Source organism: Pseudomonas sp. 58 R 12, assembly GCF_900005865.1.
Lineage (GTDB): Bacteria > Pseudomonadota > Gammaproteobacteria > Pseudomonadales > Pseudomonadaceae > Aquipseudomonas > Aquipseudomonas tritici.
On record NZ_CVTP01000001.1, the window covers coordinates 1 to 13,443 of the forward strand.

Annotated in this window: 10 protein-coding genes and 1 pseudogene; 5 read left to right on the forward strand and 6 right to left on the reverse strand. The window is 60.7% G+C overall.

Annotated elements, in window-relative coordinates; genetic code table 11:
- From BFP95_RS00005 to BFP95_RS00020, 4 genes and pseudogenes are all read left to right on the forward strand, one after another.
- Window positions 1-311, forward strand: a pseudogene (locus tag BFP95_RS00005) (protein BatD); the annotation flags it as partial.
- 407 nt (window positions 312-718) lie between these two features.
- Window positions 719-1,960 (forward strand): exonuclease SbcCD subunit D C-terminal domain-containing protein, encoded by a 1,242-nt coding sequence (locus BFP95_RS00010; RefSeq protein ID WP_065871987.1) that lies wholly within the window; start codon window positions 719-721, stop codon window positions 1,958-1,960.
- Complete coding sequence (locus tag BFP95_RS00015; protein ID WP_065908832.1) at window positions 1,957-5,595, forward strand: AAA family ATPase; 3,639 nt, start codon at window positions 1,957-1,959, stop codon at window positions 5,593-5,595. Before BFP95_RS00010 ends, BFP95_RS00015 begins: the two co-directional genes overlap by 4 nt.
- The gene (locus BFP95_RS00020) at window positions 5,592-6,185 is read left to right on the forward strand and encodes a glutathione S-transferase (RefSeq protein WP_065880710.1); all 594 of its coding nucleotides are present in this window, start codon (window positions 5,592-5,594) and stop codon (window positions 6,183-6,185) included. Before BFP95_RS00015 ends, BFP95_RS00020 begins: the two co-directional genes overlap by 4 nt.
- A gap of 157 nt (window positions 6,186-6,342) precedes the next feature.
- On the opposite strand, the gene BFP95_RS29895 is transcribed toward BFP95_RS00020, so the two are convergent.
- From BFP95_RS29895 to BFP95_RS00045, 6 genes are all read right to left on the reverse strand, one after another.
- Complete coding sequence (locus BFP95_RS29895) at window positions 6,343-6,468, reverse strand: hypothetical protein (RefSeq protein ID WP_256530428.1); 126 nt, start codon at window positions 6,466-6,468, stop codon at window positions 6,343-6,345.
- A 159-nt stretch (window positions 6,469-6,627) separates the two neighbouring features.
- Complete coding sequence (locus BFP95_RS00025) at window positions 6,628-6,807, reverse strand: hypothetical protein (protein ID WP_016980181.1); 180 nt, start codon at window positions 6,805-6,807, stop codon at window positions 6,628-6,630.
- A 156-nt stretch (window positions 6,808-6,963) separates the two neighbouring features.
- Window positions 6,964-8,136, reverse strand: a complete 1,173-nt coding sequence (locus tag BFP95_RS00030; RefSeq protein ID WP_065880709.1) for a lactonase family protein — start codon at window positions 8,134-8,136, stop codon at window positions 6,964-6,966.
- Window positions 8,126-8,419 (reverse strand): DUF5629 family protein, encoded by a 294-nt coding sequence (locus BFP95_RS00035; protein WP_065871991.1) that lies wholly within the window; start codon window positions 8,417-8,419, stop codon window positions 8,126-8,128. Before BFP95_RS00035 ends, BFP95_RS00030 begins: the two co-directional genes overlap by 11 nt.
- Before the next feature lie 79 nt (window positions 8,420-8,498).
- Window positions 8,499-10,874, reverse strand: a complete 2,376-nt coding sequence (locus tag BFP95_RS00040; protein ID WP_065890870.1) for an efflux RND transporter permease subunit — start codon at window positions 10,872-10,874, stop codon at window positions 8,499-8,501.
- Window positions 10,875-10,889: 15 nt separating this feature from the next.
- The gene (locus tag BFP95_RS00045) at window positions 10,890-11,930 is read right to left on the reverse strand and encodes a WD40/YVTN/BNR-like repeat-containing protein (RefSeq protein WP_175402979.1); all 1,041 of its coding nucleotides are present in this window, start codon (window positions 11,928-11,930) and stop codon (window positions 10,890-10,892) included.
- A 307-nt stretch (window positions 11,931-12,237) separates the two neighbouring features.
- Between BFP95_RS00045 and BFP95_RS00050 the strand changes: the two genes are divergently transcribed.
- On the forward strand, window positions 12,238-13,353 hold the full coding sequence (locus BFP95_RS00050) for a Gfo/Idh/MocA family protein (protein WP_065908838.1): 1,116 nt from the start codon (window positions 12,238-12,240) through the stop codon (window positions 13,351-13,353).
- Window positions 13,354-13,443: the final 90 nt, after the last annotated feature.

Consider the following 13,443-nt stretch of genomic DNA (forward strand, 5'->3'; position numbering starts at 1 on the left):
AAACCGGCCCGAGCCCGCGCACCCTGCTCGACGACCTCAAGCGCGCCACCCAGGCCAACGACCCCCAGGCCACCCGCCAAGCCCTCGACGCCTGGGCCCGGCAACAGCCGGAAACCCTGGCGGACATGGCCGCGCGGTTTGTACCGCTGTCGGACGCGTTGGATGGGTTGAACGGCGCGCTCTACAGCGAGGGCGGCCATTATTGGCTGGGTGAAGACCTGTGGCGTGCGGTGAAGGCCATCCCGGTGGCTGAGCGTGAGCTGGATCCGGCCGCCGACACCACCAGCCTGCCGCCGTTGTATCCCAAGTAACGGCAACATCCCTGACGCCACACAAATCAAAATGTGGGAGCGGGCTTGCCTGCGATGGCCAAAGGTATCTACACATTTTCACTGTGATAGTGCGTAGCAGCTGTCGAGCCCCAGCGAGGCTGCGTTTGCGGCCTGTCTGACACACCGCTGACGCAGCCTCGCAGGGGCTCGACAGCTGCTACGCCTGGGGGGGAATAAAGATATGTAGATACTTATGCTGCGATGGCGGTGGATCAGTCAGCTCATTTTTGACTGACACACCGCCATCGCAGGCAAGCCAGCTCCCACAGTTGATCTCCTTCGCCCGCAGGCACCGGGTTCGCATTACAGGTAAACTCCCTTCCTTTTCACCGCCCTTCTCTGTTCATGGCGGCTATTCACTTTTCTGTTTATTCACGGAGTTCGCCTTGCGTCTGTTCCACACTTCCGACTGGCACCTTGGCCAAAACCTCCACGGCCAGGAACGCGACTTCGAACACGCCTGTTTCCTTGAGTGGCTGCTGGGCCAACTCAACGCCCAGCGCCCGGATGTGCTGCTCATCGCCGGCGATATCTTCGACACGGTCAACCCGCCGCTCAAGGCCCAGGAACGGTTGTATGACTTTATCATCAGCGCCCACGAGCAAAACCCCAAGCTGACCATCGTGATGATCGCCGGCAACCACGACTCCGGCTCGCGCATCGAACTGCCCGCACCACTGATGCGTCGCCTGCGCACCCATGCGCTCGGTCGCGTGCTGTGGCTGGATGACGGCGAACTCGACGCCGAACGCCTGCTGATCCCACTGCCGGATGCCAAGGGCAAGATTGCCGGCTGGTGCCTGGCCTTGCCATTCCTGCGCCCGGCGGAAGTCACCGGTGCACACCTGGGTGACGACTACCTGCGCGGTATCGGCCAAGTGCATGAATGGCTGATCGCCGCCGCCAACGCCAAGCGTAAAAAAGGCCAGGCGCTGATTGCCATCAGCCATGCGCACATGGCCGGAGGCTCGGTGTCGGAAGACTCCGAGCGCAGCCTGATCATCGGCAATGCCGAGGCGCTGCCGGCCAGCCTGTTCGATAAAAGTGTCGGCTATGTCGCCCTCGGCCATTTGCACAAGCCGCAAAAGGTCAATGGCGAAGAGCGGATTCGCTATAGCGGCTCGCCGATTCCGTTGTCATTTTCCGAAATCGGCTACAAACACCAGATCCTCGACGTGACGTTCCAGGGCCAATGCCTAGTGAGTGTCGAACCACTGCTGATCCCGCGTTCGGTTGACCTGCAACGCCTGGAGGCTGCGCCGCTGGCGGATATCCTCAAGGCCCTGGCCGAGTTGCCGGACGTCGACCTGCTCGCTGAAACCCAGCGCCATCCCTGGCTGGAAGTGCGCGTGCGCCTGGACGAGCCGCAACCCGACCTGCGCCAGCAAATCGAAACCGCCCTGCAAGGCAAAGCCGTGCGCCTGGTGCGCATCGCCGCCGAGTACGCCGGTAAGCGCGGCAGCGACAACACGGACGAAGACCGCCTGATCGAACTCGACCAGCTCACGCCCCAGGAATTGTTCAGCCGCGCCTGGCAGGACAGTTACGGCAGTGAAGTGGATGAACAGACCTTGAAGGATTTCGCTGTGCTGCTCCAGGAAGTGCAACAGGAGGAGCAACAGCCATGAAGATCCTCGCCATCCGCCTGAAAAACCTCGCCTCCCTGGCGGGCCCGTTCGAGATCGACTTCACCGCAGAGCCGCTGGCCAGCGCGGGTTTGTTCGCGATTACCGGGCCGACCGGCGCCGGTAAAAGCACCCTGCTGGATGCGTTGTGCCTGGCGCTGTTCGGCGCTGTGCCGCGCCTGGGCGACACCGGCCAGGCGAAGATGCCGGATGCCGACAGCGATATTTCCATTGGCGACCCGCGCACCTTGATTCGTCGCGGCACCGGGGGTGGTTATGCCGAAGTGGATTTTGTCGGCGTCAGCGGCCGTCGCTACCGTGCGCGCTGGGAAGCCAACCGCGCCCGCGACAAGGCCAGCGGCAAGTTGCAGAACAGCCGCCAGAGCCTGATCGACCTGGACAGCGACCAACTGCTGGCCAGCCAGAAAACCGAATACAAGACCCAGTTGGAACTGGCCCTGGGCCTGAACTTCGAGCAGTTCACCCGCGCCGTATTGCTGGCGCAAAGCGAGTTCAGTGCCTTCCTCAAGGCCAACGATAACGAGCGCAGCGAACTGCTCGAAAAGCTCACCGACACGGCCCTCTACACCCAGCTTGGCCGACGCGCCTTCGACAAGGCCAAAGACGCCAGGGACGCGCACAAGCAGTTGCAGGACCAAGCCACCGGCGTGGTGCCCCTGGCCCCTGAAGCACGTGCCGAACTGGATCAGCAATTCGACGCCGCAAACGCCCAGCTCAAGAACCAACAGGCCCAACTCAAGCAGTTGGAGCTGCAACACACCTGGCTCAAGGAACTGCGCGAATGGCAGGAGCGCCAGCTCGCCGCCACCGAACAGCTGCAACGGGCACAGGCTGATTGGGATGCCCAGGGCCCGCAACGCCAGGACCTGAGTCGCCTGGAGCAATTGGCGCCGCAACGTCATCAGTTCGCCCGCCAAGCCGAACTCAACAGCGTGCTTGCCCCGTTGGCCGTGCAGATTCAGTTGCATATCGAACAACAGGGCCAACTGCATAGTCGCCAGACGCAGGCCGAACAACAGCAAGCCACCGCGCAAACCGCGTTGGCCGAGGCGCTGAAAAACCAGGCCGATGCCGTGCCTTTGCTGCGCCAGGCGTTTGAAGAGCAGAGCACCCTCGCCCACTTGACCAAAGCGCTGGCCAAGCGCGCCGAGGACAAACAGCAGCACGAACACGCCTGCACCGAAGGCCAGGCCCGGCTTAACGGTCTGCTGGAAAAGCAAAGCCAAGTCGCCGAACGCCTCCAACGCCTGGCCACCGAACTTGATCGCAGCGCCGCCCTCGCCCCCTTGAGCGACGCCTGGACCGCCTACCGCGATCGCTTGCAACAGCTGATGTTGATAGGCAATCGCCTGAACAAAGGCCAGGCCGAACTGCCGCAATTGGAACAACGCGCGGCCCGCGCAGCCGAACAGTTCACCGGACAACGCGAGGCTCTGGACCTGCTGTATCAGGAGGCCGGTGCCGAGCCGCATGCCGTGGCCGAGCAAATCCAGTTGCTGGCCAGCCTGCTGCAAGACAATCGCAAACAGCAACGCGCCTTTGAAGACCTGACGCGCCTGTGGGACAGCCAGCAGCAGCTGGACCAGCAGGCCAACGTACTGACGCAGAAGCTTGCCGACGCCCAACAGCAACGCGAGCAACTGAACCAGACCGGCCTGCAAACCAAGGCGGAGCTGACCGTTGCCGAACAAACCCTGACGGTGACCAAGCAACTGCTTGAGCGCCAGCGCCTGGCCCGCAGTGCCAGTGTCGAAGAATTGCGCGAGCAGTTGCAGGACGACCAGCCCTGCCCGGTGTGCGGCAGCCACGTGCATCCGTACCACCAGCCCGAAGCGCTGCTGCAAAGTCTCGGTCGCCATGACGAAAACGAGGAGGCCTCGGCACAGAAAGCCGTCGACACCCTCAAGGAAAAACTCACCGAGCTGCGCGGCGAAGTCGGTGGCTTGATCGCCCAGCAAAAGGAATACCTGCAACAGCAGGAGCAGCTGGCGACACAACAGCACGCACTCAAGCCGAGCCTGGACGCACACCCACTTTCAGCAGCATTGTTCAACCAGGAGGCGGCCAAACGCAGCGCCTGGCTTGATCAACAACTGGGCCAACTGACCCAAAGCATCACCCAGGACGAACAACGCCAAGGTGCCCTGCTCAACCTGCAACAAAACGCCGGGCGTCTGCAGCAACAACTGCAAGCCGCCCAGGAAGCGAGCCAGCAGGCCCGTCAATTGCTGGTGGATCAGCAACGCGAGCTGGCCAGCGACCGCGAACGTCTTGAGCAGGAACTGAATGCCTTCGCCAGCCTGTTGCCCGCCGACACCCTGGACGGTTTGCGTGCCGAGCCGGCCGCAACCTTCATGCAGCTGGACCAACAGGTCAGCCAGCGCCTTGAACAGCTCGGCCATCAACGTGATGAGCTGGCCGAGCAACAAGAACGCCAACAAGCGATCGAGAAAGAACAGACGCATCAGCAGCACCGCCAGCAGCAACTCGATGCGCTGAATCAGCAGGTCAACGAGTTGGCCGCCCAGCAACAAGCAGCTCAGGAAAAACTCGGCGCGTTGCTTGGCGAGCACGGCAGTGCCGAACACTGGCAACAGCAGTTGGATCAGGCCGTGACCCAATCACGCCAGAGTGAAACCGACGCCAACAAGCAGTTGCAAGAGATCCACAACGCATTGATCCAGTTGGCCGCCGATCTCAAGGCCCAGCAGGAGCGCCAGCAAGCGTTACAGGCCGAACAGCAATCGCTGGACACACGCCTCGGCGAGTGGCGAGCCCGGCACCCGGAGCTCGATAACGATGGCCTCAACCGCTTGCTGGCCTACGATGACGCCCAGGTCAGCCAATTGCGCCAGCAGTTGCAGCACAGCGAAAAAGCCGTTGAACAAGCCAAGGTCCTGCTGCAAGAACGCGAGCAACGCCTGGCCGAGCACCAAGCCCTGCACAACGGCAACCTTGAAGCCGAAGCACTGGACAGCGCGTTGGCTACGCTCAACCAACAGTTGGCTGAGGGAGAAAAAACCTGCGCCGAATTGCGCGCGCGCCAGTCCGAAGACCAGCGCCGCCAGGATGCCAATCAGGCCTTCGCCGAACAGATCGCCAAGGCCTATGACGAATGGCAACGCTGGGCACGCCTGAATGCGCTGATCGGCTCAGCCACCGGCGACACCTTCCGCAAGATCGCCCAGGCCTACAACCTCGACCTGCTGGTGCACCACGCCAACGTGCAACTGCGCCAATTGGTGCGCCGCTACCGTCTCAAGCGCGGCGGCAGCATGCTGGGCCTATTGGTCATGGACACGGAAATGGGCGATGAACTGCGCTCGGTGCATTCATTGTCCGGTGGTGAAACCTTCCTGGTGTCGCTGGCGCTAGCGCTGGGCCTGGCGTCGATGGCCTCCAGCACGTTGAAGATCGAGTCGCTGTTTATCGACGAAGGCTTCGGCAGCCTGGACCCCGAGTCGCTGCAGTTGGCGATGGACGCACTGGACGGTTTGCAGGCCCAGGGCCGCAAAGTGGCGGTGATCTCCCACGTGCAGGAAATGCACGAGCGCATTCCGGTGCAGATCCAGGTCAAGCGCCAGGGCAATGGCTTGAGCACCCTGGAGGTCAAGTGAGCGAGGCGCTGCTGTATTCGTTTCGACGCTGCCCGTATGCGATGCGCGCGCGCCTGGCGTTGCGCTATTGCGGCGTGCCCGTGCGCATTATCGAAGTGAGCCTCAAGGCCAAGCCGGCCGAGATGCTGGCGCTGTCACCCAAAGGCACGGTGCCGGTGTTGAGTGTGAATGGCGTGGTGATCGATGAAAGCCTGGCGATCATGCAGTGGGCGCTGGCGCAGCACGACCCGGATGATTGGCTGCTGCAGGGTGACCCGGCGGTATTGGCGTTGATTGCCGAGAACGATGTGGGCTTCAAGTATCACTTGAATCGATACAAGTATGCCGAACGCTACCCGGAACAACCGATGGAACATTATCGGGCCGAGGGCGAGGTGTTCTTGCGCACACTTGAGGGATTATTGGCGAATCGCGAGTACTTATTCGCCGATCACCCAAGCCTGGCAGACATGGCCCTGGCGCCGTTTGTGCGTCAGTTCGCCCATGTGGATCGGGAATGGTTTGCCGGTGCACCGTATCCCCGGTTACAGCAGTGGCTGGAGCGCTTCCTGCAATCGCCGCTGTTCATTGCCGTAATGGCAAAGACCTGACCCGATAGGGCTCTGTAGTGAGCGGGCTTGCCCCGCGCTGGGCTGCGAAGCGGCCCCATCGAAAACGCCGCACGGTGTCAGGTATTCCTCGGCGCCTGGTTTTGGGGCTGCTTCGCAGCCCAGCGCGGGGCAAGCCCGCTCACTACTGGGATTCGGTTTAGCCTTCAACCAGGTTAAGTAACCGCTCACGGGCAATCTCCGGCTCACCGTCCACCCCTTGTACGGAGGACAGGATGGGGGCGGAGTAGAGAACCAGGATGAGTGCGGCGAGTCGGAGTGCCATGCTGTCGATTCCAGGAATAAATGCGTCAATATTTGAGCGTCAAATTTAAACACATGGCAATGTGATATCAATCATTTTTATTCTGCAGATGCACAAACGCCAAACCACTCGAACGAGCCAGGCTTCGTTCCAGTGGTTTGGCGTCTGCTTTTGTGCAGGTTATTGCTGAGTCTTGTGATCCAGTGCGGCGTAGAAGTTGGCACTTTGTTGCAGGTATTTCTGGGTGTAGGCGCTGGTGCTGGATTTTTTGCCGGAAACTTCCACGCTGGCCGCCGCTGGCAGGGCGACAGTGGCGGAAACAGCGGAAGCGGCAATGATGGAGAAGAGATTCAAGTTCATGTCGGTAACCCTTGTGTTCGTTTGGTTGGGTGGCCTGGGAAGGCCTTGGAACCCAACTTACGCCCGAGGGTTGAACCTTAGAAATGCTTTGAAACAGTAGCCGCTATTAATAGAATTAATACACCGGGTCAGGCCCCGCAGTGCGGGGCCTGTGGCTTATTGACGCACCAGGAACTTGAGGTCACTGGGGGCGTCGATCGCCAGTTTCTGCACGGTTTTACCCAGCAGACCGGTGTTGGGGTCGCGTTCAACCACCACGATTTCGTTACTTTTCTGGTTGGCGATCAGCAAAAACTTGCCGCTCGGGTCCAGGCTGAACTCGCGCGGGTGGTCGCCTTCCACGGAACGGCGTTGCAGTTCCTTGAGGTGCGCGGTAGCCGGGTCGATGCTGAACACCAGCAACTGATTGGCCGTGCCACGGTTGCTCACGTAGAGGAATTTGCCATCACTGGACGCGTGCAACGCAGCGCCAGCCTTGTCCGGTACCGGTTTCCCGGCGGCGAAGTCCACCAGTTGCGTCTGGGTCAGCTGGCCATCTTTGTAGTCAAACACCGCGACCTGCGCGCTCATCTCGGTGGTCAGCCAGGCATGTTTGCCATCAGCGCTGAACAACAAGTGACGCGGACCGCTGCCCGGCGGCAGTTGCACCGAGGCCGGAGTGGCCGGGGTCAATGGCAGTTCATGATTGGCCTTGGGATCGTAGTGATAGGCAAACACCTTGTCCGCGCCCAGGTCCTGCACGAACACGTATTTGCCATCCGGCGACGACACCACCGAATGCACATGGTTGGACGCCTGGCGCTCCGGGTTAACGCGGCTGGCCGGGTGGCCGCTCAGTTGCACCGGGGCTGACAGCTTGCCCTCGGCATCCACCGGCAGCACCGCCAGGCTTCCGCCCGGGTCTTCTACTACCGAGTAGTTGGCCACAAACAGGTAGCGCCCATCGGCGGCCACGCTGGAATGGGTGGGCTCGTTGCCCAGGCTCTGGACCTGGTTGATCAAGGTCAGCTGATGATTCTGAGGATCAATACTGTAGCTGCTCACGCGGCCTACCGCATCCTGTTGGCCCGGCCCGTTTTCGTTGACCACAAACAGGTGCTTCTGGTCCTTGGAAACCGTCAGCCACGACGGGTTCGCGGCCTTGGCCGCCAACACCGGCGCGCCCTGGAACGTGCCGGTACGGCTGTCGAATTGCAGGCGGTAGATGCCTTCGCTGGTGCCAGCGGTGTAGCTGCCCACCAACAGTTCATAGGTGTCGGCCGGCGCGGCTTGCACCGACATCGCGCCTACGCTGCCGGCCATCAGCAGGGGCCAGAATTTACGCATCATCCGCTTCATCCTCGTCGTTGTTGTTGTCGCCCTTGATCGCACTCAGGCAGACCAGACGGTGTTCACCGTCTTCGTTGCTCAAGAGCCAGCTTTGCAAGCTGCTATCAAAGGTGGCGGCGTTCAGTTGATCTGGACTGAACGTCCAACGCTTGAGTTCCCGGCCGTCCATGCTTTCGATCTGCAAGTGATGATCGAACGTGAAGTCGAAGGCGTGCAGCCCGTTGATGATCAGCATGTCGCTGTCTTTCAGGTCGGTGCTCAGGTTGGGTGCTGCGTCGGTCATGATGTGAAGTCACTGCGGGGGAAAAGACACATGATAGGTCAATTCCCCCGCAGTGCCTTGCGGCAATGGTCTATATCGGTCAGTGAGCAAACAAAGAATTGCCCTTCTGCCCCGCCAACTTCTCCGGTTTGATCAGGAACCGCGCCAGCGCCGGCAGCAGCCACAGCGCACCAAACATGTTCCACAGGAGCATGAAGGTCAGCATCAAGCCCATGTCGGCCTGGAACTTGATGGCCGAGAAGATCCAGGTGCACACGCCAATCGCCAGGCACAAACCGGTGAACAGTACGGCTTTACCGGTGGACTTGAGCGTCTGGTAGTACGCCTCTTGCAGCGGCAGGCCGGCACGCAGGAAGCTTTCCAGGCGGCTGTAGATGTAGATGCCGTAGTCCACGCCAATCCCCACGCCCAAGGCCACTACCGGCAAGGTCGCGACCTTGACGCCGATACCCATGAACGCCATCAGCGCGTTGCCGAGCACCGAGGTCAGCACCAGCGGCAGCACGATGCACAGGGTCGCCGCCCAGGAGCGGAAGGTGATCATGCACATGGTCGCCACGCACAGGTACACCAGGATCAAGATGGTCAGCTCCGATTCCTTGATCACCTCGTTAGTCGCTGCCTCGATCCCGGCATTACCCGCCGCGAGAATGAATTCCAGGCCATCCTTGTTGTTTTCTTTGGCGAAGTCCTGCACCGCATGCACCGCGCGGTCGAGGGTTTCGGCCTTGTGGTCGTTGAGGAACACCAGCACGGGCGCCAGGGAGCAGTTGTTGTTGTACAGGCCATCGGCACGGGCGATGGAGTTGTTCAGCACATCCGGGTTGCGCGACAGGGTTTCCCATTTCAGGTTGCCCTCGTTCATGCCCTTGATCATCTGCTTGGACACGGTCACCAGCGAGATCGCCGACTGCACGCCCTCGGTGTTCTGCATCTTCCACATCAACTGGTCGATGGGCGCCATGGCTTCATAGCGCGAGCAGCCTTCGGCCTTGGTCTTGACCATCACCACCAATACGTCGGAACTGGTTGAGTAGTTGCTGATGATGAAATTGTTGTCTTTGTTGTAGCGCGAGTCCGGGCGCAGTTCCGGCGCGCCTTGGTCCAGGTCACCGATCTTCAGGTTCTGGCTGTACCAGAGGCCGCCGCCAAAGGCGACCAGCGCGAGCAGGATCGAGACCGGCGCCACTTTGGCGCTGGCGAATTTCGACAGCAGGCGCCAGAACGGGTGGTCGCGGTGCGCGTCCTTTTTGCTCCTGGCGATGGCGCGCTGGCTGATGCCAGCATAGGAAATCGCCACCGGCAGCAGGATCAGGTTGGTGAACACGATCACCGCCACGCCGATGGACGCGCCGATGGCCAGTTCACGGATCACGCCAATGTCGATGATCAGCAGCGTGATGAAGCCCACCGCGTCGGCGAGGATCGCGATCATCCCTGGCAGAAACAGTTGCCGGAAGGTACGGCGGGCGGCGGTCAGCGCGTTGTCCGCTTCACTGGATTGCAGGGCGATACCGTTGATCTTCTGCACACCGTGGGAAATACCAATGGCGAAGATCAGGAACGGCACCAGCATCGAATACGGATCAAGGCCGAAACCGAAAAAGTGCATCAACCCGAGCTGCCAGACCACCGCCACCAATGTCGTGCTCAACACCGCAACGGTGCTGCGCAGGCAGTTGGTGAACCACAGCAGCAGAATCAGCGTGATAACGAACGCGATGCCAAAGAACAGCACCACCATCACCAGGCCATCGATCAGGTCACCGACCTTCTTGGCGAAACCGACGATGTGGATCTTGACGTTAGGGTTCTGCGCTTCGAACTTGTCGCGAATCTTGTCTTCGAGTTCATGGGAGAACTTGCGGTAGTCAAGGGCCAGCAACTTGCCTTGGTCCTGCGGATCCGGGTAAGACTCCAGCAGCGGGATATCGACAATGCTTGATTTGAAATCGTTGGCTACCAGGCGCCCGACCTGGCCGGACTTGAGCACGTTGTTGCGCAGTTGATCAAGGCTTTGCGGCGAGCCGTTGTAGCTCTGCGGAATCACTTCACCACCGGCAAAGCCTTCTTCGGTCACTTCGGTCCAGCGTACGCTGGGGCTCCACAGCGACTTGAGGCCCGAACGGTCGACGCCGGAGATGTAGAACACTTCGTCGTTGATCTGGCGCAGGGTCTCCATGTACTCCTTTGTAAAGATGTCCCCGTCCTTGGCCTCCACCGAAATGCGCACCGTGTTGCCCAGGTTGGCCAGGTCGTTGCGGTGCTCCATCATCTTCTCGATGAAGGGATGCTTGAGGGGGATCATCTTTTCAAAGCTGGTGGACGGGCGAATCAACGTCGCCTGCCAGAACAGGAAAATACTCACCAGCAGGCAGATGACGATCACTGCCGGGCGGTTGTTGAAGATCAGGCGCTCAAGAAAGGTCGCTTTATCGTTGTGATGACTGCTCATTCTTTGCCCGCCTTCTTATTGTTTTGTCGGTTCAGCGCCGGTGGGCATGGCAACACGAACGCCACCCTGCCCGGCCAGAATCAAGTTGCCGTTGCCTGCCGCCGTGACGGCCGACAGCGAAATACGGTCCGGACGATTGAACACGCTGAAGGTCGCCCCATCGTCATGACTGACCACCACGCTGCCACCGTTGCCGACGACAACGATGGAACCGTCATCCAGCAAAGTCGCGCCCGACAAACCAAACTCCAGCGCTCCCCGCGCCGCGTTCAGCTCAACTTGTTCCCATGTGCTGCCGAAATCCGTGGAGCGGTAAAGGTTGCCGCGCAAGCCATAAGCCAGCAGGGTCTGCGGCTGGGCGGTGCTGATTACGCCAAACAGCGAGCCCTCATAAGGGCCTTCGAGTTTTTCCCAGGTCTGGCCGTCGTCGCTGGAGCGGAACATGCTGCCTTGCTCACCGACGATGAACAGGCCGGCGTCCTTGATATGGGCGATGGCGTTGAGGTGGAACTGGTCTTCGTTGTCCAGGCGGTCACTGACGTCGTTCCAGGTTTTGCCGCCGTCAGTGGTTTCGATCAACGCACCGTAGGCGCCGACGGCCAGGCCGTGGCTGGCGTCGTTGAACCACACGTCGAGCAACGGGGCTTCGCGCTTGAGGTCTTGGTATTGCTGAGTCCAGGTGGCACCGCCATCGGAACTGGCGAGAATTTGCGCATCATGGCCCACCGCCCAGCCCTGCTTTTCATCGACAAAAAACACCGCCGTGAGCAGTTGCCGGGTGGGGACTTTGGCTTGGGTCCAGGTGCTGCCCTGGTCGTCGGAATAGAGGATATGCCCGCGATCACCGACGGCCACCAGGCGCTTGCCGGCATGGACCACGTCGATCATCAGGCCTTTGGCGGCCTTGGGGGATTCAATCGCAAACGCAGGTGTTGCGGTGGTATCGCTGGCTGCCAGTGCGGACGTGGACAACACACCACCGACCAGCAACGAGAGCGCTGTGGCCAACAACGCAACCTTGCGTGCGGCGCGTGGGCGGCAAACAACCCAACCCATGACAGGCTCACTCATAGACCTTTCTCCCATTTATTATTGTTATCGCCTGCCTTCCGGGGCCTTGAAACCTGCAATCTAGAGCGCCTGGAGGAAGCAGGGGCCATCCTATCGGGCTTTCGAATCGTCTGACAATCGGCGCTACGTTATCTTTTGTTAACTGACGCCGTTTCCCCATGGCCTGAATATAGCTGCATTCGCTGGGGTGATCTTCGGCAGCCTAATGAATTTTTATTCCATCTATTGAATTTAGAGAATTTTTATTCCATTAATACACCCTCTCAAAACAATAATGCAAAGGACCACGGCAATGCGCGAACTCGGAATCGGCTTGATCGGCACAGGCTTCATGGGCCGCGCCCATGCCCTGGCATTCAATAACGCCCGCGCGGTATTCGAATTGCCAGTTACCCTCAAACTGGCTGCACTGGCCGACGCCGATACCGAACGCGCACAGCGCTGCGCCACGGCGTGGGGATTTGCCGAGGCCCACGGCGACTGGCAGACGCTGATCAATGATTCCAGGGTCGATGTAGTGGCCATCACCACCCCCAACCATTTGCACTACCCCATGGCCATGGCCGCCATCGCGGCAGGCAAGGCGGTTTACTGCGAAAAACCCCTGGCGGTCAGCCTGGAGCAGGCCGACGCCATGCGCCGCGCCGCCCGTGCGGCTGGCGTGGTCACGCGGGTCGGCTACAACTATCAGCACAACCCGATGATCACCTTGGCCCGGCAGATGATTGCCAATGGCGAGCTGGGCGAAATCATCAGCTTCCAGGGTGAATTCAGCGAAGACTTTATGGCCGACCCGACGTCCCCTTGGTCGTGGCGCTGCGAAGTGGAACATGCCGGCGGCGCGCTGGCGGACTTGGGCAGCCATCTGCTGTCGATGGCGCGCTATCTGGTGGGGGATGTCGTCAGCGTGTGCGCCGATACCCAGACCGTCCACGCCCGGCGCCCTGCCGTCAAAGACAGCACCGACTTGAAATCCATCGCCGTGGATGACCAGGTGTATGCCCTGCTGCGGTTCGCCAACGGCGCGCGCGGCACGGTCAGCAGCAGTTGGCTCAAGCATGGGTACAAGAATCACCTGAGCTTCGAGATCAGCGGGACGAAAGGCACGCTGGCGTTCGATCAGGAGCGCTTGAATGAACTGCGCGTATACCGTGTCGGCCAGGACGGGTTCCAGCGTCTGTTGGCCGGTCCCGCCCTGCCCGGCTATGCGGCGTTCAGCCCGGCTGCGGGGCACCAGTTGGGGTACAACGAGTTGAAGACGCTGGAGGTGCAGGAGTTGATTCTGGCTGTGGCTGGCCAGGGTGCGCAGGGCACTGACTTTGAGGCGGCATGGGAGGTCGAGCGCTTGGCGACGGCGATTCGCCTGGCGGCCAAGGAAGAACGCTGGGTAGCCGTGAACTCACTCTAAAATCCACCACAGAACTTTGTGGGAGCTGGCTTGCCTGCGATGGCGGTGTAACGGGTACACCGCTATCGCAGGCAAGCCAGCTCACATTTG

Excerpts from the sequence above, each read along its gene's own strand:
- BFP95_RS00015 (WP_065908832.1), top strand. The coding sequence starts at position 1,957 with ATGAAGATCCTCGCCATCCGCCTGAAAAACCTCGCCTCCCTGGCGGGC.
- BFP95_RS29895 (WP_256530428.1), bottom strand. The coding sequence starts at position 6,468 with ATGGCACTCCGACTCGCCGCACTCATCCTGGTTCTCTACTCCGCCCCC.
- BFP95_RS00025 (WP_016980181.1), bottom strand. The coding sequence starts at position 6,807 with ATGAACTTGAATCTCTTCTCCATCATTGCCGCTTCCGCTGTTTCCGCC.
- BFP95_RS00030 (WP_065880709.1), bottom strand. The coding sequence starts at position 8,136 with ATGATGCGTAAATTCTGGCCCCTGCTGATGGCCGGCAGCGTAGGCGCG.
- BFP95_RS00035 (WP_065871991.1), bottom strand. The coding sequence starts at position 8,419 with ATGACCGACGCAGCACCCAACCTGAGCACCGACCTGAAAGACAGCGAC.
- BFP95_RS00040 (WP_065890870.1), bottom strand. The coding sequence starts at position 10,874 with ATGAGCAGTCATCACAACGATAAAGCGACCTTTCTTGAGCGCCTGATC.
- BFP95_RS00045 (WP_175402979.1), bottom strand. The coding sequence starts at position 11,930 with ATGGGTTGGGTTGTTTGCCGCCCACGCGCCGCACGCAAGGTTGCGTTG.
- BFP95_RS00050 (WP_065908838.1), top strand. The coding sequence starts at position 12,238 with ATGCGCGAACTCGGAATCGGCTTGATCGGCACAGGCTTCATGGGCCGC.